This is a genomic window from Pyxidicoccus xibeiensis, from assembly GCF_024198175.1.
GTDB classification, from domain to species: Bacteria; Myxococcota; Myxococcia; order Myxococcales; family Myxococcaceae; genus Myxococcus; species Myxococcus xibeiensis.
Window position 1 is genome coordinate 254,621 of record NZ_JAJVKV010000003.1, and the last position, 21,393, is coordinate 276,013.

Below are 21,393 nucleotides of genomic sequence, written 5' to 3' on the forward strand. Positions count from 1 at the left end.
CTCAGGCTTGCCGGCTAGCTGAGGCTCTGCCGGGTCTCTTCAATCTCGTACGCCTCGATGATGTCACCGGGCTTGAGGTCGTTGAAGTTCTCGATGCCGATACCGCACTCGAAGCCCTGCGCGACCTCCTTGACGTCGTCCTTGAAGCGCCGCAGCGACGCCATCTTCCCGGAGAAGAGCTGCTTGTTCTCCCGCATGAGGCGGACGAACGAGCCGCGCTTGATGACGCCATCCAGCACCGCCGCACCGGCGATGGTGCCCAGGCGGGGCACGTTGAAGGTGTTGCGCACCTCCGCCCGGCCCAGCTTGCGCTCCGTGCGGATGGGCTCCAGCAGCCCCTCCATCTCCGTCCTCACCCCGTCGATGAGCTCGTAGATGATGGAGTAGCTCTGCAGCACCACCTGCTGCGCCTTGGCCGCGGCCTCGGCGCCGGACTCCGGGTTGACGTTGAAGCCGAGCACCACGCCCTTGGAGGCGGCCGCCCGCATCACGTCGCCCTCGGTGATGGCACCCACACCCGAGTGGATGACCTCCACCTTGACCTTGTGGGTGGAGAGCTTCTGGACGGCCTGCTTGACGGCCTCGGCCGAGCCCTGCACGTCCGCCTTGATGACGACGCGCAGCTCCTTGGGACCGCCGCCGGCCTTCGTCTTGGCGAAGAGCTGCTCCAGCGACTCGCGGTTGACCTTGGTGAGCTCGGTCTGCCGCTCCTTCATGTTGCGGTGCTCGGCGATCTGCTTGGCCGCCTTCTCGTCCGCCACCACGTTGATGGCGTCGCCCGCGCTCGGCACACCGGACAGGCCGATGACCTCGGCGCAGTAGCCGGGCTTCACTTCCTTCACCGCCTCGCCGCGGCTGTTCGTCATCGCACGGACACGGCCGTAGTGCGTCCCGGTGACGATGGCGTCGCCCAGCTTCAGCGTGCCCTCCTGCACCAGCACGGTGGCCACCGGCCCGCGGCCGCGGTCCAGCTTGGCCTCGATGATGGCACCCACCGACGGGCGGCTCGGGTTGGACGTGAGCTCGAGCACCTCGGCCTGCAGGGCCAGGTTCTCCAGCAGCAGGTCCAGGTTCTCCTTCGTCTTCGCGGAGACGGGCACCATGATGGTGTCGCCGCCCCACTCCTCGGGGACGAGCTCGTGGGTGGCCAGGTCCTTCTTCACGCGGTCCAGGTTGGCGCCCGGCACGTCCATCTTGTTGATGGCGACGACGATGGGCACCTCGGCCGCCTTGGCGTGCTTGATGGCCTCCACCGTCTGGGGCATCACGCCGTCATCCGCGGCCACCACCAGCACCACGATGTCCGTCACGTCGGCGCCACGGGCGCGCATGGACGTGAAGGCCTCGTGGCCCGGCGTGTCGAGGAACGTCACGTCGCCGCGCGACGTGGAGATGCTGTACGCGCCGATGTGCTGGGTGATGCCGCCGGCCTCGCCCGCCGCCACGTTCGCCTTGCGGATGGCGTCCAGGAGGCTCGTCTTGCCGTGGTCGACGTGGCCCATGATGGTGACCACCGGCGGACGGGGACGCTCGTCCTCGGGACGGGCCTCCACCTCGGGCAGGTAGTCCTCCACCTCGAAGCCGACGCGCTCGATCTTCCAGCCGTAGTCGGCGGCGAGCATCTCCGCGGTGTCCGCGTCGACGAGCTGGTTGGCCGTGGCCATCTTCCCCAGGCCCATCAGCTTCTTGATGATGTCCGCGCTGCGCACACCCATGCGCTGGCCCAGGTCGGACACGCTGATGCCCTCCTGCAGCTTGATGACCTTCTTCTCCTCGGCCATCTGGGTGATCTGCGTCTTGGCGCCCTTCTTCGTGGGCTTCTTCTTCTTGCCACGGATGGGGATGGTGACGCGGCCCCAGACCATGTCCGTCAGTTCCTGCTTGGACACGCTCGTCGTATCGCCGCTGGTGCGCTTGCGCTGGCCCCGCTCCTTGTTCTTGGAGACGTCCACCAGCTCGCGGCCACGACCGAGGTGGTCGGGGACGACCTTGTACTCACGCCGCTCGGGGATGCCCGCGCGGCCCGGCGCCATGGGGTACTGCTTGGCCTGGCCGGCCGTCGGGGTCACCCGGCGGACCTGGATGAGCGGACGCGAGATGACGACGGCCTGCGTCGCCGTGGGCCGCGCCTGGCCACCCGTGGGGGAGACCTGGGCGTGCGGCACACCGCCCACCATGATGGTGGGACCCGAGGGAGCCGCCGAGGCCGAGGGCTGGGCACCCGTGCCCGGCGCCGCGGTGGGGCGCACCGGCCCCTGACCCGGACGCGCGCCCGGACCCTGATACGAGGGCGACTGCCCCTGATAGCTGGGACGACCGCCCGGTCCACCCGGACGCCCACCCGGACCACCGGGCCCACCCGGACGGCCGCCAGGGCCACCCGGTCCACCCGGACGGCCGCCAGGACCACCCGGTCCACCCGGACGCCCACCCGGGCCACCCGGCCCGCCAGGACGACCCCCACCGGGACCACCGCGCTGGACGTAACCAGGACCCCGGGACACGACGGTCGCGGACGTAGACGTACTCGAAGGCGTCCGGACGGTCGGCGGGACCGCTGAGCGGGGGGGGGGTTGGGGCAAGGTGGTGCGCTCCTGAGCTGGGGGATTGGGCTGCGCGGCGGCCGCCGGTTGGGCGGAAGCGGCGCGGGGAGCCTCGACCGGGGCCCTGGGGGCCTCGGTCACTGGCGGGGTCTGGGCCGCGACGGAAGCAGGGGCCTGGGGGGCCTCGGCGACCGGCGGGGGCTGGGGACTGGTGGTGACGGCGGGGGCCGCCGGAGTCTCCGGGGCGGCCTCCACCCGCTGCGGCTCCGCCGCGCGGGGCGCTTCGACTGGAGCCTGGGCCTGGGGGGCCTCGGCGACCGGAGCCGACGGCGGCTCCTCGTAATGCGTCGGGGCGGCGGATGCCGTCGCCTCGTAGGACTGCTCGTGGTTGGCCTGGGCGTAGTCGCCCTGCGAGGCCTCGCCCCCCATGTCGGAGGACGCACCACCCGAAGGCGCGCCCACCTTGCGGCGGACGACGAACCCCTTCGCCGTCACCGGCGGAGTGGCCTGCTTCGGCTTGCGCTTGTCCAGGATCTTCTGGACCGCGGCTGTCGCCTGGTCGTCATCGAGAGAAGACGAGTGGCTCTTGACGTCGTACCCGAGCGCAGAAAGCTCGGTTACGACCTCCTTGTTGTCGAGCTCAATTCCGTGGCCCTTGAGCTCTTTGGCGATTTCGTGGACGCGCTTCTTCGACATATTGCCCTTGTTGGCCTTCTGCTCCGCCGACTCCGGGGCGCAGCACCCTAGTCCAAACCCGAAAATGTGTGCGAGTGGTCCTTAACACCCACTCCCCCCCTGCACCCCTTAGCTCCCCGTCCCCGGCTCCCATGCCTGCCCGAGCTGCGACGGGTCAACCTGCCCCGCCTTGCCGCGGAAGGCCCTTCCGAAGGCCTTCCGCTTCAGCGCCGCCGTCAGACAACCGGCACCGCACAGGTAGGCGCCCCGCCCTGGGAGCCGCCGTGCCCTGTCCACCTCGATGGCGCCCCCGGGCCCTACCACGAACCGGGTGAGCTCCGCTTGCGGTCGCTTCGACCCGCATCCGACGCACATCCGGACCGGACCTGACTCCGCGCTCTGCTCCCCCGGCACTGAACGACCGGTCGGGCGCCCCACGTCCCCTCCCTTTCCTAGCTTACGGTGACTTGGTGGCTTCCGCGCCACCGTCCAGGGTCACCGCCATGACGCCACGCTCGGCATTCAGCTCCGCGCGCAGCTTGGCCTCCTCCACGAGGTAGTTCTCCGCCGCGCTCTTCAGCTGGCGGGCCTTCTTGATTCCCACACCCGGCACGTCGCCCAGCTTCGCCAGGTCCTTCTCGTTGGCGATGTCCTCCACCGACTTGTAGCCGGCGAGGATGAGCTGCTCGATGGTCTTCTCGCCGACGCCGCGCACGCGGGCCATGCGCTCGGACTGGTTGAGCTCGTCCGGGTGGCGCCGGGCCTCGGCAATCCGGGCCTGCTCCCTTTCATAATCCATGCGCGACAGCTCCGCCTGGTCCTCGACCATGCGCTTGCGCGCGGCCTCCTGCATGGCGGGGATGCGGGCGGGGTCGATGCCGGGCAGTTGCGCCAGCATCTCCGCGTTGGCGTCGGCGATGTCGCGCGCCTGGCGGAAGCCGTGCGCGTAGAGCGTCTCCACCAGCATCTCGTTGACGCCCGGCAGCGAGCCCAGCGAGCGGTTGGCGAACTCGCGCAGCTCGCGCACCCGGCTCTCGCTGTTGATGTCCAGCTTCCAGCCGGTGAGCTGGGCGGCCAGGCGCACGTTCTGCCCGCGCCGGCCGATGGCGAGGCTGAGCTGGTCGTCCGGGACGATGAGCTCCATGGCGTGGTTGGCCTCGTCGATGATGACGCGGCTGACCTCCGCGGGGGCCAGGGCCGAGCACACGAAGCGCGCCGGGTCCTCGTCGAAGGGGACGATGTCGATCTTCTCTCCGCGCAGCTCCTGCACCACCGCCTGCACGCGGCTGCCCTTCATGCCCACGCACGCGCCCACCGGGTCCACGTCCGAGTCGCGGCTGGACACGGCAATCTTCGCCCGGCCGCCCGGCTCTCGCGCCGCCGCCTCGATGACGACGATGCCCTCGGCGATTTCCGGCACCTCCATCTCGAACAGCTTGGTGAGCAGGTTGACGGAGGCGCGGCTGAGGACGATCTGCGGGCCCTTGGACTCGCGCAGCACGTCCAGCACGTAGGCCTGGACGCGGTCGCCGGGGCGGTACGTCTCGCGCGGCACCTGCTCGCGCACCGGCAGCACGGCCTCGGCGCGGCCCAGGTCCACGATGATGTTGCCGCGCTCGAACCGGCGGGCGATGCCGGTGACGATTTCGTTCTTCCGGTCGCGGTACTCGTTGAAGACGTTCTCCCGCTCCGCGTCGCGCGTGCGCTGCAGGATGACCTGCTTGGCCGTCTGCGCCGCGATGCGGCCGAAGCCGCGGCGGAAGGTCTTCAGGCGGAGGATGTCGCCGTACTGGTCGTCCTGGGCCTTCGCCTCGGCCGCGTCCTCGTCCCGGTAGAAGATCTGGAAGACGAGCTCGTCGCCCGACTCCACTTCCATGCCCTTGCGGTGCGCCTCGGCGATGGTGATCTGATTGACGGCCTGGACCGGGTCGACGATTTCCTCGACCACGGTGATGGCCTGGAACAGCTCCACCACGCCCTTGTCGGCGTCGTACTTGGCCTCGAGCTCGCGGTCCTGGCCAAAGTGCTTCTTGGCCGCGGTCTTCATCGCGTCCTCGAGGGTGGCAATCAGCACAGCCCGGTCGATGCCCTTGTCCTTGGCGACCTGGTCCAGGACGAGGTTGAGGTTGACGCTCGGGTTGGCTTGCTGCGTGGGCATGGTCTTCTCCTAAAAGGGTCCACGGGCGCCCTCGCACGGAGGGGCACCCTGTATGTCGACGTCTAGAACTCGAACTCCAGGTTCGCCTTGGCGATGTCCTTGAAGAGGATGTGGAAGGTTCCGGCCCCTTCCACCTCCACCGAGATGCCGTCGCCTGCCACCTCGGTCAGCGTGCCGGTGAAGTTCTTGCGCGGGGGGTCTCCCACCGGCCCGAAGCTCTTCACCTTCACCTTCTGTCCCTTCACCCGCTCGAAGTGCGCCGGCTTCTTCAGCGGCCGGTTCACCCCGGGACTGGAGACCTCCAGGCTGTACTCGTGGGGGATGAAGTCCTCCACGTCGAGCGACGGGTCCACCGCGCGCGACACCTGGCTGCACTCCTCCAGCCCCACCCTGCCACCCGGCTTGTCGATGAACAGCCGAAGCACCCAGCCCTCGCGCTCCCGGACGAACTCCACTTCCAGAAGCTCGAGGCCTTCACCCGCGACGATGGGCTCGAGCAGGCTGGCGGCCTTCTCCTCCACCGTCTGCTTGAGGGTCTTCTCCGTCATACCGGGAAACAGGTCTCCAAAAACGCGAAAAGCGGGCACGCGGCCCACTTTTCGAGGTTCGACATCGAAAAATGTGGGGGCGTCCGTAGCACACGCCCCGTCGGGGTGTAAAGGAAGGACGCACCCTCCTGCTCCGGGTGAAACCTGCCCGACAGGGCAAGGAATTCCCAGGGGTTCCACGACCCGGACGGGCGTTATAACGGGCCCATGCACCTCATCGCCGCCGCGCAGATGGTGTCCACCGCGGACAAGAGCCACAACCTGGAGGTCGCCACCCGCCTCGTGCGGCAGGCGGCCGGGCTGGGGGCCCGCCTGGTGGGCCTGCCGGAGAACTTCTCCTGGATGGGCCCGGAGCCGGAGCGCCAGGGTGCCGCCGAGGCCCTGGACGGCCCGACGCTCTCCCGGATGGCCGCCCTGGCCCGCGAGCTGAGGCTCACCCTGCTGGCCGGCAGCGTCCTGGAGGCCGGAGCGCCGGGGGGCCGCCTGTACAACACCAGCGTCCTCTTCGGCCCTGACGGTGATCGGCTGGCGGTGTACCGGAAGATGCACCTGTTCGACGTGGAGGTGGGAGACGGGGCCACCTACCAGGAGTCCGCGGCGGTGGCGCCGGGGACGGAGGTGGTGGCGGCGGACACACAGGTGGGGCGGCTGGGCCTGTCCGTCTGCTACGACCTGCGCTTCCCGGAGCTGTACCGGCGGCTGTCGAAAGACGGCGCCACCCTGCTCGCCGTGCCGGCGGCCTTCACGCTGATGACGGGCAAGGACCACTGGGAGGTGCTCCTGCGGGCGCGGGCCATCGAAAACCAGGCCTACGTGCTCGCACCTGCCCAGGGTGGGCGCCACTCCGCCAACCGCCTTACCTATGGCCACGCCATGGTGGTGGACCCGTGGGGGCTGGTGACGGCGCGGGCGTCGGAGGGAGAGGGGCTGGCGCTGGCGCCCGTAGACCCGGAACTCCAGGCGCGCATCCGCCGCAACCTGCCCTGCCTGCAGCACCGGCGGTTGGACTAGCGTGTGGGTGGCCGGGCCCGTTACCCACGGGTCCCCTCCCCCGCTACACTGCAGCCTCCCGGAATGCCCCCTACGTGAACGGACGACGTTGGCCCCCCATGCTGCTCGCGCTCGCGCTCTCGGCCTCGCCGCTCGGCTGCACCGACGACGAGACGCCGCCAGCGCCCGTGGCGCCCTCGCGTCCCACGCCGCAGCCGCGCGCGCACCTGCGCGGGCTGAAGGGTGACGTGCAGATAAAGCGCGCCACCGCCGACGACTGGAGCGCCGCGCACGAGGGGCTCCCCCTGTTCGAGAACGACAAGGTGCGCACCGAGGCCAATGCCCTCGCGGACCTCGTCTTCGCCAATGACGGCGGCACGGTGCACCTGGGCGCGGACTCGCTCATCGGCGTGGCGGAGACGCGCCCCCGGCCGGGCCAGCAGCGCACGGACCTGACGGTGCTGCGCGGCCGCATCGACGCCGAGCTGGAGCAGCCCTCCACGCAGTCCCTCTCCGTCACCACCCCCGCGGCCACCATCCAGGCAGGAAGGGAGATTGTCTTCCAATGAAGGCCCTGTTCCTGCTCGCATGGCTGGGCGCCGCGTCGGTGGACACGGCGGTGGTGGGCCCCAACGAGACGCTGCGCCAGGTGGCGGAGCGCACGGTGGGGGACCCGAGCGCCGCCGAGGAAATCCAGGCGCTCAACGGGCTGAAGTCGGACACGGTGGCCGCGGGCACGCGGCTGAAGGTGCCCGGCCCGGACCGCGCGCTGGCGCTCAAGGCGCTGGAGACGGCGCGCACGCTGGTGGCGGGCATGCGCTCGCCCGGGGCCACGGCCCGGCTCAAGGAGGCGGAGGCGCACTTCCGCGCCGCCCGCTATGCCCAGGCCTCCGAGGCGGCCAACGCGGCCGGCAAGCAGGTGGCGGACGCGCCGTCGCCGCAGCCGTCCGCGTTCTCCGTGGAGGTGGGCGCGGATGGAGGCTCCACCACCGTCAGCGTGAGCAAGGGGCCCGCGGTGCGCGTGGAGGCCGAGGGCGTCACCCAGCCGGTCGCCATGGGTGAGTCCGTGCGCGTGGAGCGCGGCCGCCCGCCCCCCGCGCCCCCGCCCCCCCTGGTGGCGCCGCGCCCCGGGTTGCCGGAGGATGGGGAGACGCTGAAGCGGCGCCCGGACAAGGCAGGCCGGCTGGGCCCGGTGAAGCTGGCCTGGGCGGCCGTCCCCGAGGCCGACCGCTACGAGGTGGAAGTGCTGAGCGACACCGATGGAACCGCTGTCTTCGTCCAGACCGTCTCCGCCCCGGAGGCGAAGCTGCCCGTGCTGCCGGCGGGCCGCTACCGGTGGACGGTGCGGGCGGTGGGCGCGACGGGCCGCTCGGAGCCGAGCGCCGCCCGGCGCTTCGAGCTGGTGTCGGAGCGGCTGAAGCTCGAAGTGCAGAAGGGTCAGTGGCAGTAGCCACCGGAGGAGCAGCACCGTGCGCCTTTTCAAAGCCATCCTCCTGTTGATGCTGGTGGTCAGCTTCGTGCCCACGCTGATGGTGGGCTGGCTCTCCGTGTCCCATACGCGCGAGCTGCTGGTGCGCGACGCCCAGGAGCTGGCGCAGGAGCGGGTGAAGCAGCTTCGCCTCAAGGCGGAGGTCTTCCTCAACGAGCCCACCGACACGGTGCTGGGCCTGGCCCGCGTGCCCGGCTTCTTCGGGCTGCCGATGGAGGCGCAGCAGACGCACCTGGCGTCGGTGCTCACGCAGCGGCGCGAGGTGCTGGCCCTCACCATCTTCGGCCCGGACCGCAAGCGGCTGCCGGGGCTGCAGGCCTTCTCCAGGCACGACGTGTCCCCCACCGCGCTGGCCGCGCACGAGGAGCGTGCCCGCGCGCTGCTGGAGGGCATGGAGGGGCTGCGCTACGCGGACGCGGTGATGGAGCCGGGCCGGGGCGAGCCGGTGCTGACCCTGGCCTTCCCCGTGGGCGAGCCCGTGAAGGGCTACGTCGCGGCGGACCTGTCCCTGGCCGGGCTGCGGCGGATGCTGGAGCAGGAGCGCGTGGGCAGCACGGGCTTCGCGTACCTGGCGGACCGGCACGGGCACCTCGTCGTCGGGGGCGGCGGCGTGGCGGGGCTGGGCGAGGACGTGTCGAAGCGCACGCCCGTGGCGCATCTGCTGAAGCAGCTGGAGGGCCGGCCGGAAGCCGAGCCGCTGGAGCTGTTCCACGTGGGCAACTTCGGCGAGGGCCGGGACGCGGTGGTGGCCGCGTACACGGTGCTGCCGGAGGCCGGCTGGGCCATCCTCTCCGAGCAGCCGGTGGAGCACGCCTACCGCCAGGTGGAGGCCATGGAGCGGCGCATCCTCCTGGGCCTGGGCGCGGCCATCCTGGTGGCCGTGGTGCTGGCGGCGCTCTTCTCCCGCAACCTGACGCGGCCCCTCAAGGGCTTCATCTCCGGCGCGCTGGAGCTGGCGCGCGGCAAGTTCGGCGTGGAGGTGAACATCCCGCAGAAGAACGAGCTGGGCGAGCTGGCCCAGACGTTCAACTACATGAGCAAGCAGCTGCTCGCGTACGACATGGAGAACCGCGGCCTCTACGAGAGCCTGGAGAAGGGCTACCTGGAGACCATCGTCGCGCTGGCCAACTCCATCGACTCGAAGGACGCGTACACGCGCGGCCACAGCCAGCGCGTGGGCGACGTGGCGGTGCAGATTGGGCGCGAGCTGAGCCTCACCGAGCGCGAGCTGCGGCAGCTGCAGTACGGCGGCATCCTCCACGACATCGGCAAGATTGGCATCGTCGAGTCCATCCTCTGCAAGCAGTCGCGGCTGACGGACCAGGAGATGGCCATCATGCGCGAGCACCCGGCCATCGGTGACGCCATCATCGGCCCGGTGAGCTTCCTGGGTGCGGTGCGCGCGTGCGTGCGCCACCACCACGAGCGCTGGGACGGCACCGGCTACCCGGACCGCCTCAAGGGCGAGGACATCCCCCTGCTGGCCCGCATCGTCGCCTGCGCGGACACCTTCGACGCGTGCACCTCCACCCGCCCATACCAGAAGGCCATGCCGCTGGAGAAGGCGATGGAAATCCTGGACAACCTCAGCGGCGCGCAGCTGGACCCGCAGGTGGTGCTGGCGCTGCGGCGGGTGCTGGCGCAGCAGGGCGTGCGCCTGGAAGGCCACCGGCTGCCGGTCAAGCTCGCGTCCTGAAGGCCGCGTGGAGCGGGCGTGCTCGCGCCCCGCGCCACCGCGCCGGAAGGATGGTAGGCAGGGCCCGTCGCTGTTGAGACTTCGGAAGGTGGAACCTTGAGTTTCTGGGACCGCATCAAGCCCGCCGCAAAGCCCGTCACCGGGACGGACGTCCGCGTGTCGCCGGACGGCGCCCGGCTGGAGCTGGGCTGGGACGACGGGGCGAGGACGGCCGCCTCCGCGCAGGTGCTGCGCCAGCAGTGCCCCTGTGCCGGGTGCGTGGACGAGTGGACGAACCAGCGCACCCTGGACGCGGCGAAGGTGCCCGCGGACCTGCGCATCAAGGAAGTGCAGCCGGTGGGCAACTACGCGCTGGCCTTCGTCTTCAGCGACGGCCACACCACCGGCATCTACCCCTGGAAGCTGCTGCGAGACATCACCGCCGGGCCGGACAGCGGGCCCACGGCCTGAGCGCGGGCCCCGTCACCCCTGGAGGCCGTCCGTGAACGAACGCTACCGGCTCGTGCGGCCCCTGGCAGTGGGAGGCATGGCGGAGCTCTTCCTGGGCGTGTCGCGCTCGGAGGGCTTCGAGCGCACGGTGGCCATCAAGCGCGTGCTGCCATACCTCGCACGCGAGCCGGACATCGCGCGCATGTTCCTGGCCGAGGCGCGGCTGGCCACGCAGTTGCAGCACCAGAACATCGCCACCGTGTACGACGTGGGCCAGGGCCCCAATGGCCTCTTCCTGGTGATGGAGCTGGTGGACGGCTGGGATTTGGGCGTGCTGCTGCGCACCGCCACGCGCCAGGGCGTGCGCTTCCCGCCGCACCTGGCGGCCTTCGTGCTGCTCCAGGTCCTGGCCGGCCTGTCCCACGCGTACCGGAAGCTGCACGCCGGGCGCCCCGTCATCGTCGCCCACCGGGACGTGTCTCCCTCCAACGTCCTCGTGTCGCGCGAGGGCGAGGTGAAGGTGACGGACTTCGGCATCGCCCGGTTCGAGGGCCCGTCCCTCACGGCCCCCGGAGTCTTCAAGGGCAAGGAGGCGTACAGCGCACCCGAGGTGCTCCAGGGCGCACCCGCGACGGCCGCGAGCGACCAGTTCTCGCTGGGCATCGTCTTCCACGAGCTGCTCACGGGCCACCATCCGTTCCACTCCCTGACGGAGCCGGTCGCGGTGACGTACGCCATCATCACCCGCGAGGTGCCGCGTCCCCCGCACGTGCCCGCGCCGCTGGCCGACGTGCTCCTGCGCATGCTGGCCCGCACCCCCGAGGAGCGCTTCCCGACGCCCGAGGCGCTGTCCGAGGCGCTCGCGCGGTGGCTGGCCCAGGCCGGCGAGCCCGCCACGTCGCACGCGCTCGCCGCCTTCATGAGGGAGCTGCCGCTGCCGCCCACCCTGCGAGAGCTGGCCGAGTCCTCGGACGCACCGGCCGGGAGCCCAGGCCCGGTGCCCGCCCCCGACTTCGGGCCGGAGTACGCCGACGAGCCCCTCCCTGGAGGCGCGGCGCTCAGCGTCAGCGGGAGGGTGGTGCACCGCTGCACCCGCTGTGACCAGCCGCTGTCGAGCCCTCACGCGCCCTGCGACCGCTGCGCGGAGGAGCTCGCTCCGCCCTCCCCGGTCTTCACGCCCGCGCCCACCGCGAGGACTCCGCCCCGCGCGGGCCCCACGGGCACGACGCCGATGAGCACTCCCCGGGTGCCGCCGGCCCACCCCGGGGCCTCCACTCCCCCCCGCGCCGGAGCGGGAGCCCTGCCCCCGGCGCGGCCCCACGCCACGGCCGGCACGACGCGGGTGGCGCCCCTGCTGGAGCAGTCACCTACCCGCACGCTGGCGGAGAGCATGGAGCCCGCGCCCACGCCCTTCCCCGCCCGGAGCGTGCTGCAGACGCCCGCCGAGGCGCTGGAGCTGGTCGAGCGCGCGCCGCGCCCGGTGAGTGACTGGCAGGAGGACACCCTCGCCGCGCGGGGCCGGAGCCGCAGGCGGCTGTTGCTGGCGCTGGGCGGGCTGGCCGTGCTGGCCCTCGGCGCCGCGCTGTGGGCCTGGCGCGGCACGGTGTCCCGGGAGCTGCTGTCGGCGACGGGCATCCGCCTGGCCTCGCCCGTGCTCAGCGTCCGCAGCCAGCCCGCGGGGGCCTCGGTGTGGGTGGAGGGCAAGGAGGTGGGGACGACGCCCCTGGTGGTGGACAACGTCTACCCGGACCGGGTGCTCTCCGTGCAGGTGCGGCACAAGGGCTACCGCACGTGGAAGGGCACCTTCCGCGGCGGACAGCCCGTGGACTTCCAGGTGACGCTGGACGACCGCTGAGCGGCGAGGCGCGGCAAGCCGCGCCCCTCACTTCACCAGGCGCAGGTGGCCCCGACGCGGAGACGGCGGCTCGTCCTTCGGCCCCTCGGGCGGGACTTCCGGCGGCGGCTCTTCGGAGCGCTCGCTGGGGACTTCGCGCAGGAAGGCGCGCGGGCGCTCCGCTGCCACGGGCACCACCGGCACGGGCTGCTGCGGACGCGCCGACGCGGGCTGCTGGAGCAGCTCCGGCGGCATGTCGTCCGGGTACATCCAGAACTCCTTCGTCACGTGGCTGGCGATGGCGAACAGCGCCGACCAGGGCACGGCCACCGTGAAGCGCGAGCCGGAGAAGCTCAGCGTGCAGCGCACGCCCCACTCGCCCACCGTGAGGTCCGGGGGGTCGAAGCGGTAGGAGAGGTTGAGGCGCAGATGGGCCTCACCCTTGATGGAGGCGGGGACGAGCACACCGGGGCGGCGCGCGTCCAGGTGGATCATCACCATCCCCTGGTCGAGCGCGGCCAGCAGCCGCTCCTTCTTGTCGAGACCCTTCTTTTCGTCCATCGGTGTACGGCGAGAGAAATTCGGGCGCCCCTCTCAACGTCGGCGCATCGCCCGGTCCATCTCCCGCTTCGTCTCCCGCTCCTTGATGTCGTGGCGCCTGTCTTCGTGCGTCTTGCCGCGGCAGAGCCCCAGCTCCACCTTGGCCCGCCCCTTCTTGAAGTACAGCACAAGCGGGATGATGGAATAACCCCGCTCACGCACCTTCGCCGTCCAGCGGTCAATCTCCGTCCGGTGCAGCAACAGCTTCCGGCCCCGGGTGGGCAGGTGGTCGAAGACGCTCGCCGCCTTGTAGGAGCCGATGTTGGCGTTGAGCAGGAAGAGCTCGCTGCCCTTGGGAAGCGCGTAGGCGTCCGACAGGTTGGCGATACCTTCCCTCAGCGACTTCACCTCGCTGCCGGTCAGCTCCAGGCCGGCCTCCAGCTTCTCGTCTACCGTGTAGTCGAAGCGCGCACGCCGATTCTCGGCGATGACCTTCACCCCGGCCTCCGCGCCAGGTCCCTTCGACTTGCCTCCGGATGTCATACGCGTCCCGCGTCTCCTAACCGCCCAGCGGCATGTTGTCGATGAGGCGCGTCGTACCACTGAACGCGGCGACGAGCAGGCGGGCGTTCTGTCCGGGCATCACCCGCTCCAGGGGTGTGAGCCGCTCCGCATCCACCAGCTCCACGTAGTCCTCCCGGAGCCCCGCTGCCTCCAGCTCGCGACGGACGGCGCCCACCAGCGCACCTGACTCGCGCGTGCCCTCGCGCAGCAGCGCCTGGGCCGCCCTCAGTCCCCTCGAGAGGGAGAGCGCCCGCTGCCGCTCCTCGGGGGACAGGTAGGCGTTCCGGCTGCTCATGGCCAGTCCGTCCGCCTCGCGCACCGTCGGCATGCCGACAATGTCCACGCCCAGGTGCAAATCCCGGTTCAGCGCCTGGATGACCTGGAGCTGCTGGTAGTCCTTCTCTCCGAAGAGGGCCACCTCCGGCCGGAACAGGCACAGCAACTGGGTGACGATGGTCGCCACGCCACGGAAGTGACCCGGTCGCCGCTCGCCGCACAGGCCCTTGCTGACGTCCGTCACCTCCACGTACGTCTGGTACCCCGGCGGGTACATGACGTTCGGGTCCTCCGGCGCGAAGACGACGTCCGCCCCCGCGCTGGCGCACTTCGCCAGGTCCCCCTGCAAGTCCCGCGGGTAGCGCGACAGGTCCTCGCGGGGACCGAACTGGGTGGGGTTGACGAAGATGGAGGTGGCCACCACGTCGGCGCGGCGCCGCCCCTCGCGCATGAGCGAGAGGTGGCCTTCATGCAAAAAGCCCATGGTGGGCACCAGCGCGAGCCGGCGCCCCTCACGGCGCAGCCCCGCCGTCCAGGCCCTCACTTCCGCCAGAGTCCGCAGGACGGCGGGAGCCATGGCTAGACTGGCACCCCGTAGACAGGGCCAATCTTCTCCCCGCCCTCGGCGGTCGTCGTCGCGGGCAGCTCCGCCCTCGTCGGGGTCGGGCTGCCGGCCACCAGGCGGATGTTCTTGCTGGACTTGAAGGAGTGGTCCTCGTCCGGGAAGGCGCCCTTGCGCACCTCGGAGAAGAACGCGCCGGCCGCCTCGGTGATGGAGCCGTGCAGGTTGGCGTAGCGCTTGACGAACTTCGGCTTGAAGTCCGGGTTCATCCCCAACAGGTCGTAGCAGACCAGCACCTGGCCGTCACAGTCGACGCCCGCGCCGATGCCGATGGTGGGGATGGTGAGGCTCTGGGTAATCGTGCGCGCCAGCTCCAGCGGCACGCCCTCGAGCACCAGCGCGTACGCCCCGGCCTGCTCCAGCGCCAGCGCGTCGTCGAGAATCTTGCGGGCTTGGTCCTCGTCGCGGCCCTGCACGACATAGCCGCCCATCTTGTGCACGGACTGCGGCGTCAGCCCCAGGTGGCCCATGACGGGGATGCTGGCGCGGGTAATCGCGCGCACCGTCTCCGCGAACTCGGCGCCACCCTCCAGCTTGACGCTGCCCACGCCCCCCTCGGACACCAGCCGGCCGGCGTTGCGCACCGCCTCCTGGGGAGACACCTGGTAGCTCATGAAGGGCAAATCCCCCACCACGTGGGCCCGGCGCGCACCGCGAGTCACCGCTTTGGAGTGATAGACCATCTGGTCCATCGTCACGGGCAGCGTGGAGTCATGCCCCTGGACGACCATGCCCAGCGAGTCACCGACGAGCAGCACGTCCGCTCCCGCCTGGTCCAGGATGTGGGCGAACGTGGCGTCGTAGGCGGTAACCATGCAGATCTTCTGGCCGATCTGCTTGAAGCGCTTCAGCGTGTGGATGGTGACCTTGTCCTTCACGGTTCACCTCCTTGTGTCGACGGGTGGGACGGCCACTGCCGGACCCCTTCGCCCCTCGCCGTCCCCAATGGAGATCGCCGGAAGCCCAGGGCCCGTCACCGCACTCTAACGCCCTTCGGGCGGCCGTGGGGCCCGGAGGACGAGCGTCCTGGCGGGAGCCCGGCTTCAGGCCCGTCGGGATGCCTTCGGAAGGTAATGCTGGGTGCCCGGTTTCGCCTTCCGGATGGTGGCCAGCAGGTCCTCCCGGTCCGCCTCGTTGTTGACGAAGTCGATGTCCGAGGTGTCCACCACCAACAGTGGCGTCTCCGTGTAGTGGAAGAAGAAGGTGTTGTAGGAGTGGACCAGCCCCTCCAGGTACCCGGAGTCGAACTTCCGTTCGAACTCGCGGCCGCGCTTCTTGATGCGATGCAGCAGCACGTCCAGGCGGGCCTGGAGGTAGATGACGAGGTCCGGCTTGGCCACGCGGGGCCCGAGCGCCTCGAAGACGCGCTCGTAGAGGGCCAGCTCGTGGGCGTCCAGGTTGAGGTGCGCGAAGATGCGGTCCTTGGCGAACAGGTAGTCGCTGACCGTCATCGAGCTGAAGAGGTCCTGCTGGAACAGCTCCTGCTGCTGCCGGAAGCGCGACAGCAGGAAGAAGATCTGCGTCTGGAACGCGAACTTCTGCCGGTCCGTATAGAAGCTGGAGAGGAAGGGATTCTCCTCCACGATTTCGAGGATGCGCCGGCCGGACAGGCGCTCCGCGAGGATGTTGGACAGGCTCGTCTTGCCCACGCCAATGGGCCCCTCGACCACGATGTACCGGTAGTCCATCCGCCGAGGCCTCCCGACCGCGGAATGCACAGTGAGGCCGCGCGCCCACCACTCGCGAGGGCACGGCCACGCATCCGGGCGGATAACACAACATGCCCGGCCGAATCCGGCAATTTTCCGCGGCCGCACCCGGTGTCCGGGATGCCCGGCTCGCTTGACGCTCCGGAGAGCATCCCCTACGGTCCGCGCGACTTCATGGCGAGCGCGCGGGACGGTCTCCGGACATGAGCGGCAGGCAGCGGGCGAAGACGGTGGTGGTGCTGGAAGAGGCCCGTCAGAGCGCGACCCCCAGGACGACACCCGCACCGCCGGTGGAGCCGGACCCGCTCTATGGCGTGGTGCTGCTGAAGACGGCCCTGGAGCTCAAGCGCCGGCAGGACGGCACCGTGGAGGAAATCCTCCGCGACGTGCTGGCGCGCATGCGCATTCCCGAGGCCGAGTTCCGCGCCTTCCTGGAGCAGCAGGGCGGCCTGCTCCAGGCGCTGGGAATGCGGCAGCGGTAGCGCCCTACTCCGACAGCTTCTCGGGCGCCGGCACCGGCGTGACGACGGGCCCCAGCGCGCGCTCAATCGCGGCGAACTCCTCGGGCGCCAGCGTCTCCGCGCGGCGCTGCGGGTCGATGCCGGCCGTGGCCAGCGCGGCGGCGAGCACCTCGGGCGTGCCCAGCGTGGGGTCCGACTTGAGCGAGTTGAGCAGCGTCTTGCGCCGGTGGGCGAACGACGCCTTCACCACCCGGATGAAGCGGGCGTCGTCGACGATGGGCGCGCGCGGGGCCTTGAGGCGCGTGAGGCGCAGCACCGCGGAGTCCACCTTCGGCGGCGGGTGGAAGCGCCACGACTCCAGCGTGAGGATGTTCTCCGCGTCGAAGTGCAGGCCGAGCAGCACGGTGAGCAGCCCGTAGTCGCGGTTGCCGGGCTCGGCGGCCAGCCGCTCGACGACTTCCTTCTGGAGGGTGAAGACGGCGCGCGTCACGCGGGAACGCTGCTCCAGCACGCGGAAGAGGATGGAGCTGGACAGGTGGTACGGCAGGTTGCCCACCACGGCCACCTCGGGGGCGCCGGCCACCTCCGCGAAGTCCACGGTGGCGGCGTTGCCGGACACCACGCGCACGCCGGGGATGGCCTCCTTCTCCAGCACCGTCACCATGTCGCGGTCCCGCTCCACCGCGGTGACGCGCGCCTTCGTCGCGGCGAGGAAGCGCGTCAGGTGGCCCAGGCCGGGGCCCAGCTCCACCACCGGCTCGCCCTCGCGCAGCGCGAGCGCGTCGGCGATGGTCTCCAGGGCCTCCTCGTCGCCCAGGAAGTTCTGTCCCCAGCTGTGCTTGGGGCGCAGGCCATGTCGTTTGAGGATGTCTCGCGGTGATTCCACCCGGTCTCCTTTACATGCGCCAGGCCGGGTCTGCCGCCAGGCGGAAGTCTCCGCGCAGTCCGCGGCGGTACGCCTCATACCCCGCCACGGCAATCATGGCGCCGTTATCCGTGCACAGCCGCACCGGCGGCAGGAACATGTCCAGCCCCCGCTCCTGTGCGCGCTCGCGGCACAGCGCGCGCAGCCGCGAGTTGGCCGCCACGCCTCCGCACAGCACCAGTTGTTTGTGGCCCAGCCGGCGCGCGGCGGCCACCAGCTTCTTCGACAGCACGTCCGCCACCGCCTCCTGGAAGGACGCGCACAGGTCCGCCAGCGCCTGGCCCTCGGGAAGGCCGTGCTTCTGCACGTGGTGCAGCACGGCCGTCTTCAGCCCGGAGAAGGACACGTCGAAGTTGTCGCCGGGCAGCGCGCGCGGGAAGCGGATGGCCGCGGGGTCTCCCTTCTGCGCGAGCTGGTCGATGGGCAGCCCGCCCGGGTACGGCAGTCCGAGGATGCGCGCCGTCTTGTCGTACGCCTCGCCGGCCGCGTCGTCGCGGGTGCTGCCCACCAGCCGGTAGCGGCCGTAGTCCTGGACCTCGTAGAGGCTGGTGTGGCCGCCGGAGACGACGAGCCCGAGGAACGGCGGCTCGGGGGCCTCCTCGATGAGGCGGATGGCCAGCAGGTGGCCCTCCAGGTGGTTGGCGCCGACGAAGGGCTTGCCGGTGGCGAGGCTCAGCCCCTTGGCCACCTGCAGGCCCACCAGCAGCGCGCCGATGAGGCCGGGGCCGGACGTCACGGCGATGAGGTCCACGTCGTCGAGCGTCTTCTGCGCGCGGGTGAGGGCCTCGTGGACGACGGGCATCACCTGGACGATGTGGTTGCGGCTGGCCAGCTCCGGCACCACCCCACCCCAGCGCCGGTGGATGTCCACCTGGGTGGAGACGACGTCGGAGAGCACGCGCCGGCCGTCCTCCACGACGGCGGCGGCGGTCTCATCACAGGAGGTTTCCAGGCCGAGGACGAGCAAGGCGGCGACTTCTCCGAAAGCGGACGAGGTGGGCCGCCAGCCCGCTCAGTTGCCCAGTTCCTTGAGCATCATGCGGACCTCGTTGGCCGAGGACCCCGTCGGTTCGAGGAACAAGTACCTCTTGTAGGCCTCGACCGCCTGGGTATTTCGCTTGCTGAACTGGTACGCCATGCCGAGCGTCAGCCAGGCGCGGGCATTCCGCTCCTCCTCCCGGACGACGTCCTGAAGCAGCTTGGAGGCCTCGCGGCAGGCCGCCTCCGTCCCGAAGCCGTTGACCAGCGCCGTGCCCAGGCCGGCCTTCGCCTCCAGGGACGCGGGCTTGAGGGCCAGCGCCTTGCGGTAGCTGGCCACGGCCGACTTGTGGCGGTTGGAGACGATGGCCGCCCGCGCCTGCTTCACGAGGGTGGCGTACTCCACCTCCGGGTCCACCGGCGGCGCGCTCGGCTCCGGCGGCGTGGGAGGCGTCTCGCCGGTGTCCGGCGGCGGCGTCTCCGCGACGGCCGTCCCCGCATCCGGCGTGGCGGCGGGCGGCGGCGTGGGCGCGGTGGCCGTGGCCGTCCCCGCGTCCTCGACGGCGGGCGTCGGGAGGGGGTCCGTCTCCGGCGGCTTCACCGCCTGGACGGGCTTCGGCGTCTCCACCGGCGGCTTCGGAACGGGGTCCTGCCCCTTCCCGGAGCTCCCGCCCAGCACCACCGCGGCGACGGCGCCGATGAGCGCCAGGCCGAGGCCCACGTAGAGGCCGGTGCGCTTGGGGCGCACGGCCGCGGCGAGCGCCGCATCATCCGACTCCGCCACCGGGGCGGGCTTCACCTCGGCGGGCTTCGCAGCCGCCACGGGCGCGGGCTTCACCTCGGCGGCGGGCGGGTGCGCCGGGGGCTTCGGCTCGGCGGGCTGCACCGCGGCCGGCGCGACGGAGACGGGCGGCGGCACCGAGGTCGGCGTCCGCGGCTCCTCGGAGATGTCCGGCGCCACCGGGGGCACGGCGGGCGCGGGAGCACCATGGCCCGGGTACGGCGGCAGCGCGAGCTGCTGCGGGGCGGGCGTCTCCTCGATGTCCGCGATGGGCCCGAGGTCCAGCGACACGGGCGCCACCGGCGGCGCGGAGCCCCTGCCGCTCACCAGCGTCACCTCGGACGACGGCGGCGCCGGCGCGGGAGGAGGCACGGGTGGGAAGGGATTGGGCCCCACGGCCGCGCCGCCGAAGATGGGCGCGCGCGGCGGGGACGTGGGCTCCGGGGCCGGGGCCCCCTGGGAGAACGCGGAGCCCGAGCTGCTGGAGGCCCCGAGGGACCGTGGCGCGGGAGACCAGACGGAGCCCGGGCCCCACGTGGAGGCCGAGCCGATGCCCTCCGTGTCCACGCGGCTCCAGTCCAGCAGGAGGCTGCGGTGCGCGTGCTCCACGGCGCGGTGGGCCGGCGGGGGCTCCACCAGGAAGGCCGAGCCCTCCTCCACCGGCGCCAGCGGCGGCGCCTCCACCGGCTCCTCGTCCGCGGGGCCACGCCGGGGCCTCGCGGGGAAGACGACGACATTCGCGGGCTGGGCCGCGGCGCCAGGGGACGTGGCCGCCTCGTCCTCCACGCCCGCGGGCGGCGAGAGCACGCTCGGCGGCATGGTGCGCGGGGCCGGCGTCGGCACGGGCGCCACGGCGGGCGGCGGCTCCACGGCGGCGGGCGGCTCGACCGCCACGGGGACTTCGGGAGCCAGGGGCTCCACGGGGGCCGCCGCCACGGGCGCGGGCGGCGCGGGCTCCACGGGCGCTTCAGGCGGCGGGGCCGCGTTGAGCCACTGCTCGATGCCGGGCTTGCTGCTCTGCACCGGCTCCAGCGGGGCATTGCCCAGCTCGCGGATGAGGCCCTCGAAGTACAGCTTGCTGATGATGCCCAGCGCGGCCAGGTCCTCGAAGTCCGAGTCCTCCACCACGCGGCTCAGGGTGCGCTTGCCGTCGAAGAGGCGCAGCAACCCGTTCACCTCGTCCGGAATCTCCGAGAGGCGGTCGGCGAGCTGGTGGTAGTCAATCTCGAACACCGTCTCCAGCGGCGGGAGCTGCTCGAGCATGCGCCCCCACTCGTCCAGGCGGCGCATGCCCTCCATCAGCAGGCCCTGGGTGGAGATCTCGATGCGCTCCGGCCTGTCCAGCGCGCTGAACTGCACCTCGAACTGACCCTCGAAGGTATTCAGCATGCGGTAGAAGGCGTTCTCCCCCTTCAGCCGCCCCAGCTCCGCGTCGATGACCCGTCCGTCCTTGAAGTAGACGGTGCCGGTGCGCTCGCCCTGGATGTTGATGAGGCCCGTCTTGCGGCCAATCTCGAACGTCTGCACCAGGTCCACCACGCCCATGTCGGCGAGGCTGCCGGCGAAGCCGCCCTTCGTCGTCTCCCGCTTCTCGATCCTCTCCTTCTCCGCCTTCTGGAGGATCATCTTCACGCGGGTGACGATCTCTTTGATGTAGATCGGCTTCGTCAGGTAGTCGTCGCCACCGAGCTCCAGGCCGCGCACCTTGAACTCGACGGACTTCTGGTTCGTCAGGAAGACGTACGGGATGAACTTGAAGCGCTCGTCGGACTTGAGCGCCTTGCACAGCTCGAAGCCGTCCATCTCCGGCATCTTCGTGTCCGCCAGCACGAGGTCCGGTGGGCTGATCTGAACCTTCTCGAGCGCATCCTTGCCGTGGATGGCCGTCGTCACGGAGAAGCCAGCCTTCTTCAGGCTGACCTCCATCACGCGGAGGCTCTTTGCGTCACCATCGACCAGGAGCAGGTGCTGCTTGGCCACGTTACATGCCTTTCGTCACTGCGGACTTCTACAGAGAGCCTGACGCGGGAGCATCCTGCCCGCTTTCCAGGCATGTCAATGGCTTGCGGCGAGGGGGAATCTGGCTGTCCCCCAGGCGGACAGGCGTCGCCGCGCCGGGTTTCATCGAAGAGCCTGGAGTGCCTGTTGCGAGACACCCACACCCCGCGTGAGGAC

Annotated in this window: 19 protein-coding genes; 7 read left to right on the plus strand and 12 right to left on the minus strand. The window is 71.1% G+C overall.

The genetic code is table 11. From position 1 onward, the window contains the following. Window positions 1–14 precede the first annotated feature (14 nt). The 4 genes from infB to LXT23_RS13730 form a co-directional block, all read right to left on the minus strand. On the minus strand, window positions 15–3,239 hold the full coding sequence (infB, locus tag LXT23_RS13715) for a translation initiation factor IF-2 (RefSeq protein ID WP_253980619.1): 3,225 nt from the start codon (window positions 3,237–3,239) through the stop codon (window positions 15–17). Between the two features lie 108 nt (window positions 3,240–3,347). Beyond that, window positions 3,348–3,593 (minus strand): YlxR family protein, encoded by a 246-nt coding sequence (locus LXT23_RS13720; protein WP_253980620.1) that lies wholly within the window; start codon window positions 3,591–3,593, stop codon window positions 3,348–3,350. A gap of 82 nt (window positions 3,594–3,675) precedes the next feature. Beyond that, on the minus strand, window positions 3,676–5,376 hold the full coding sequence (gene nusA, locus LXT23_RS13725; protein WP_253980621.1) for a transcription termination factor NusA: 1,701 nt from the start codon (window positions 5,374–5,376) through the stop codon (window positions 3,676–3,678). A gap of 62 nt (window positions 5,377–5,438) precedes the next feature. Then, complete coding sequence (locus tag LXT23_RS13730) at window positions 5,439–5,924, minus strand: ribosome maturation factor RimP (RefSeq protein WP_253980622.1); 486 nt, start codon at window positions 5,922–5,924, stop codon at window positions 5,439–5,441. 207 nt (window positions 5,925–6,131) lie between these two features. Between LXT23_RS13730 and LXT23_RS13735 the strand changes: the two genes are divergently transcribed. The 6 genes from LXT23_RS13735 to LXT23_RS13760 all read left to right on the plus strand — a co-directional run bounded on the left by LXT23_RS13735 (window position 6,132) and on the right by LXT23_RS13760 (window position 12,383). After that, window positions 6,132–6,935 (plus strand): carbon-nitrogen hydrolase family protein, encoded by an 804-nt coding sequence (locus tag LXT23_RS13735; protein WP_253980623.1) that lies wholly within the window; start codon window positions 6,132–6,134, stop codon window positions 6,933–6,935. Window positions 6,936–7,033: 98 nt separating this feature from the next. Continuing rightward, window positions 7,034–7,483: a FecR family protein gene (locus LXT23_RS13740; protein ID WP_253981380.1), complete on the plus strand. Its 450-nt coding sequence runs from the start codon at window positions 7,034–7,036 to the stop codon at window positions 7,481–7,483. Continuing rightward, the gene (locus LXT23_RS13745) at window positions 7,480–8,364 is read left to right on the plus strand and encodes a LysM peptidoglycan-binding domain-containing protein (RefSeq protein ID WP_253980624.1); all 885 of its coding nucleotides are present in this window, start codon (window positions 7,480–7,482) and stop codon (window positions 8,362–8,364) included. The genes LXT23_RS13740 and LXT23_RS13745 overlap by 4 nt, the downstream gene beginning before the upstream one ends. A gap of 19 nt (window positions 8,365–8,383) precedes the next feature. Further along, window positions 8,384–10,099 (plus strand): HD domain-containing phosphohydrolase, encoded by a 1,716-nt coding sequence (locus tag LXT23_RS13750; RefSeq protein WP_253980625.1) that lies wholly within the window; start codon window positions 8,384–8,386, stop codon window positions 10,097–10,099. A 96-nt stretch (window positions 10,100–10,195) separates the two neighbouring features. Continuing rightward, window positions 10,196–10,549: a DUF971 domain-containing protein gene (locus LXT23_RS13755; RefSeq protein ID WP_253980626.1), complete on the plus strand. Its 354-nt coding sequence runs from the start codon at window positions 10,196–10,198 to the stop codon at window positions 10,547–10,549. A gap of 31 nt (window positions 10,550–10,580) precedes the next feature. Continuing rightward, window positions 10,581–12,383, plus strand: coding sequence for a serine/threonine-protein kinase (locus LXT23_RS13760; RefSeq protein ID WP_253980627.1), 1,803 nt, complete (start codon window positions 10,581–10,583; stop codon window positions 12,381–12,383). A gap of 27 nt (window positions 12,384–12,410) precedes the next feature. Here the strand turns inward: LXT23_RS13760 and LXT23_RS13765 are convergent, their stop codons facing one another. From LXT23_RS13765 to LXT23_RS13785, 5 genes are all read right to left on the minus strand, one after another. Further along, entirely contained in the window at window positions 12,411–12,923 is a 513-nt protein-coding gene (locus tag LXT23_RS13765; protein WP_253980628.1) for a ClpXP protease specificity-enhancing factor SspB, read from the minus strand. Window positions 12,924–12,956: 33 nt separating this feature from the next. Then, window positions 12,957–13,445: an SsrA-binding protein SmpB gene (gene smpB, locus LXT23_RS13770; RefSeq protein WP_253980629.1), complete on the minus strand. Its 489-nt coding sequence runs from the start codon at window positions 13,443–13,445 to the stop codon at window positions 12,957–12,959. 16 nt (window positions 13,446–13,461) lie between these two features. Beyond that, the gene (panC, locus tag LXT23_RS13775) at window positions 13,462–14,319 is read right to left on the minus strand and encodes a pantoate--beta-alanine ligase (RefSeq protein WP_253980630.1); all 858 of its coding nucleotides are present in this window, start codon (window positions 14,317–14,319) and stop codon (window positions 13,462–13,464) included. 2 nt (window positions 14,320–14,321) lie between these two features. Further along, window positions 14,322–15,242 carry a 3-methyl-2-oxobutanoate hydroxymethyltransferase gene (panB, locus tag LXT23_RS13780; RefSeq protein ID WP_253980631.1) on the minus strand — a complete coding sequence of 307 codons (921 nt, stop codon included), beginning with the start codon at window positions 15,240–15,242 and terminating at the stop codon, window positions 14,322–14,324. Between the two features lie 165 nt (window positions 15,243–15,407). Continuing rightward, window positions 15,408–16,052 carry a deoxynucleoside kinase gene (locus LXT23_RS13785; RefSeq protein ID WP_253980632.1) on the minus strand — a complete coding sequence of 215 codons (645 nt, stop codon included), beginning with the start codon at window positions 16,050–16,052 and terminating at the stop codon, window positions 15,408–15,410. Between the two features lie 224 nt (window positions 16,053–16,276). Between LXT23_RS13785 and LXT23_RS13790 the strand changes: the two genes are divergently transcribed. Further along, window positions 16,277–16,555, plus strand: a complete 279-nt coding sequence (locus tag LXT23_RS13790; RefSeq protein WP_253980633.1) for a hypothetical protein — start codon at window positions 16,277–16,279, stop codon at window positions 16,553–16,555. 4 nt (window positions 16,556–16,559) lie between these two features. On the opposite strand, the gene rsmA is transcribed toward LXT23_RS13790, so the two are convergent. From rsmA to LXT23_RS13805, 3 genes are read right to left on the minus strand one after another with little or no spacing between them, the layout of a single operon-like run. Continuing rightward, window positions 16,560–17,420 (minus strand): 16S rRNA (adenine(1518)-N(6)/adenine(1519)-N(6))-dimethyltransferase RsmA, encoded by an 861-nt coding sequence (gene rsmA / locus LXT23_RS13795; RefSeq protein ID WP_253980634.1) that lies wholly within the window; start codon window positions 17,418–17,420, stop codon window positions 16,560–16,562. A 10-nt stretch (window positions 17,421–17,430) separates the two neighbouring features. Next, window positions 17,431–18,426, minus strand: coding sequence for a tRNA (adenosine(37)-N6)-threonylcarbamoyltransferase complex transferase subunit TsaD (tsaD, locus tag LXT23_RS13800; RefSeq protein WP_253980635.1), 996 nt, complete (start codon window positions 18,424–18,426; stop codon window positions 17,431–17,433). Between the two features lie 45 nt (window positions 18,427–18,471). Continuing rightward, complete coding sequence (locus LXT23_RS13805) at window positions 18,472–21,198, minus strand: response regulator (protein ID WP_253980636.1); 2,727 nt, start codon at window positions 21,196–21,198, stop codon at window positions 18,472–18,474. Between the last annotated feature and the right edge of the window lie 195 nt (window positions 21,199–21,393).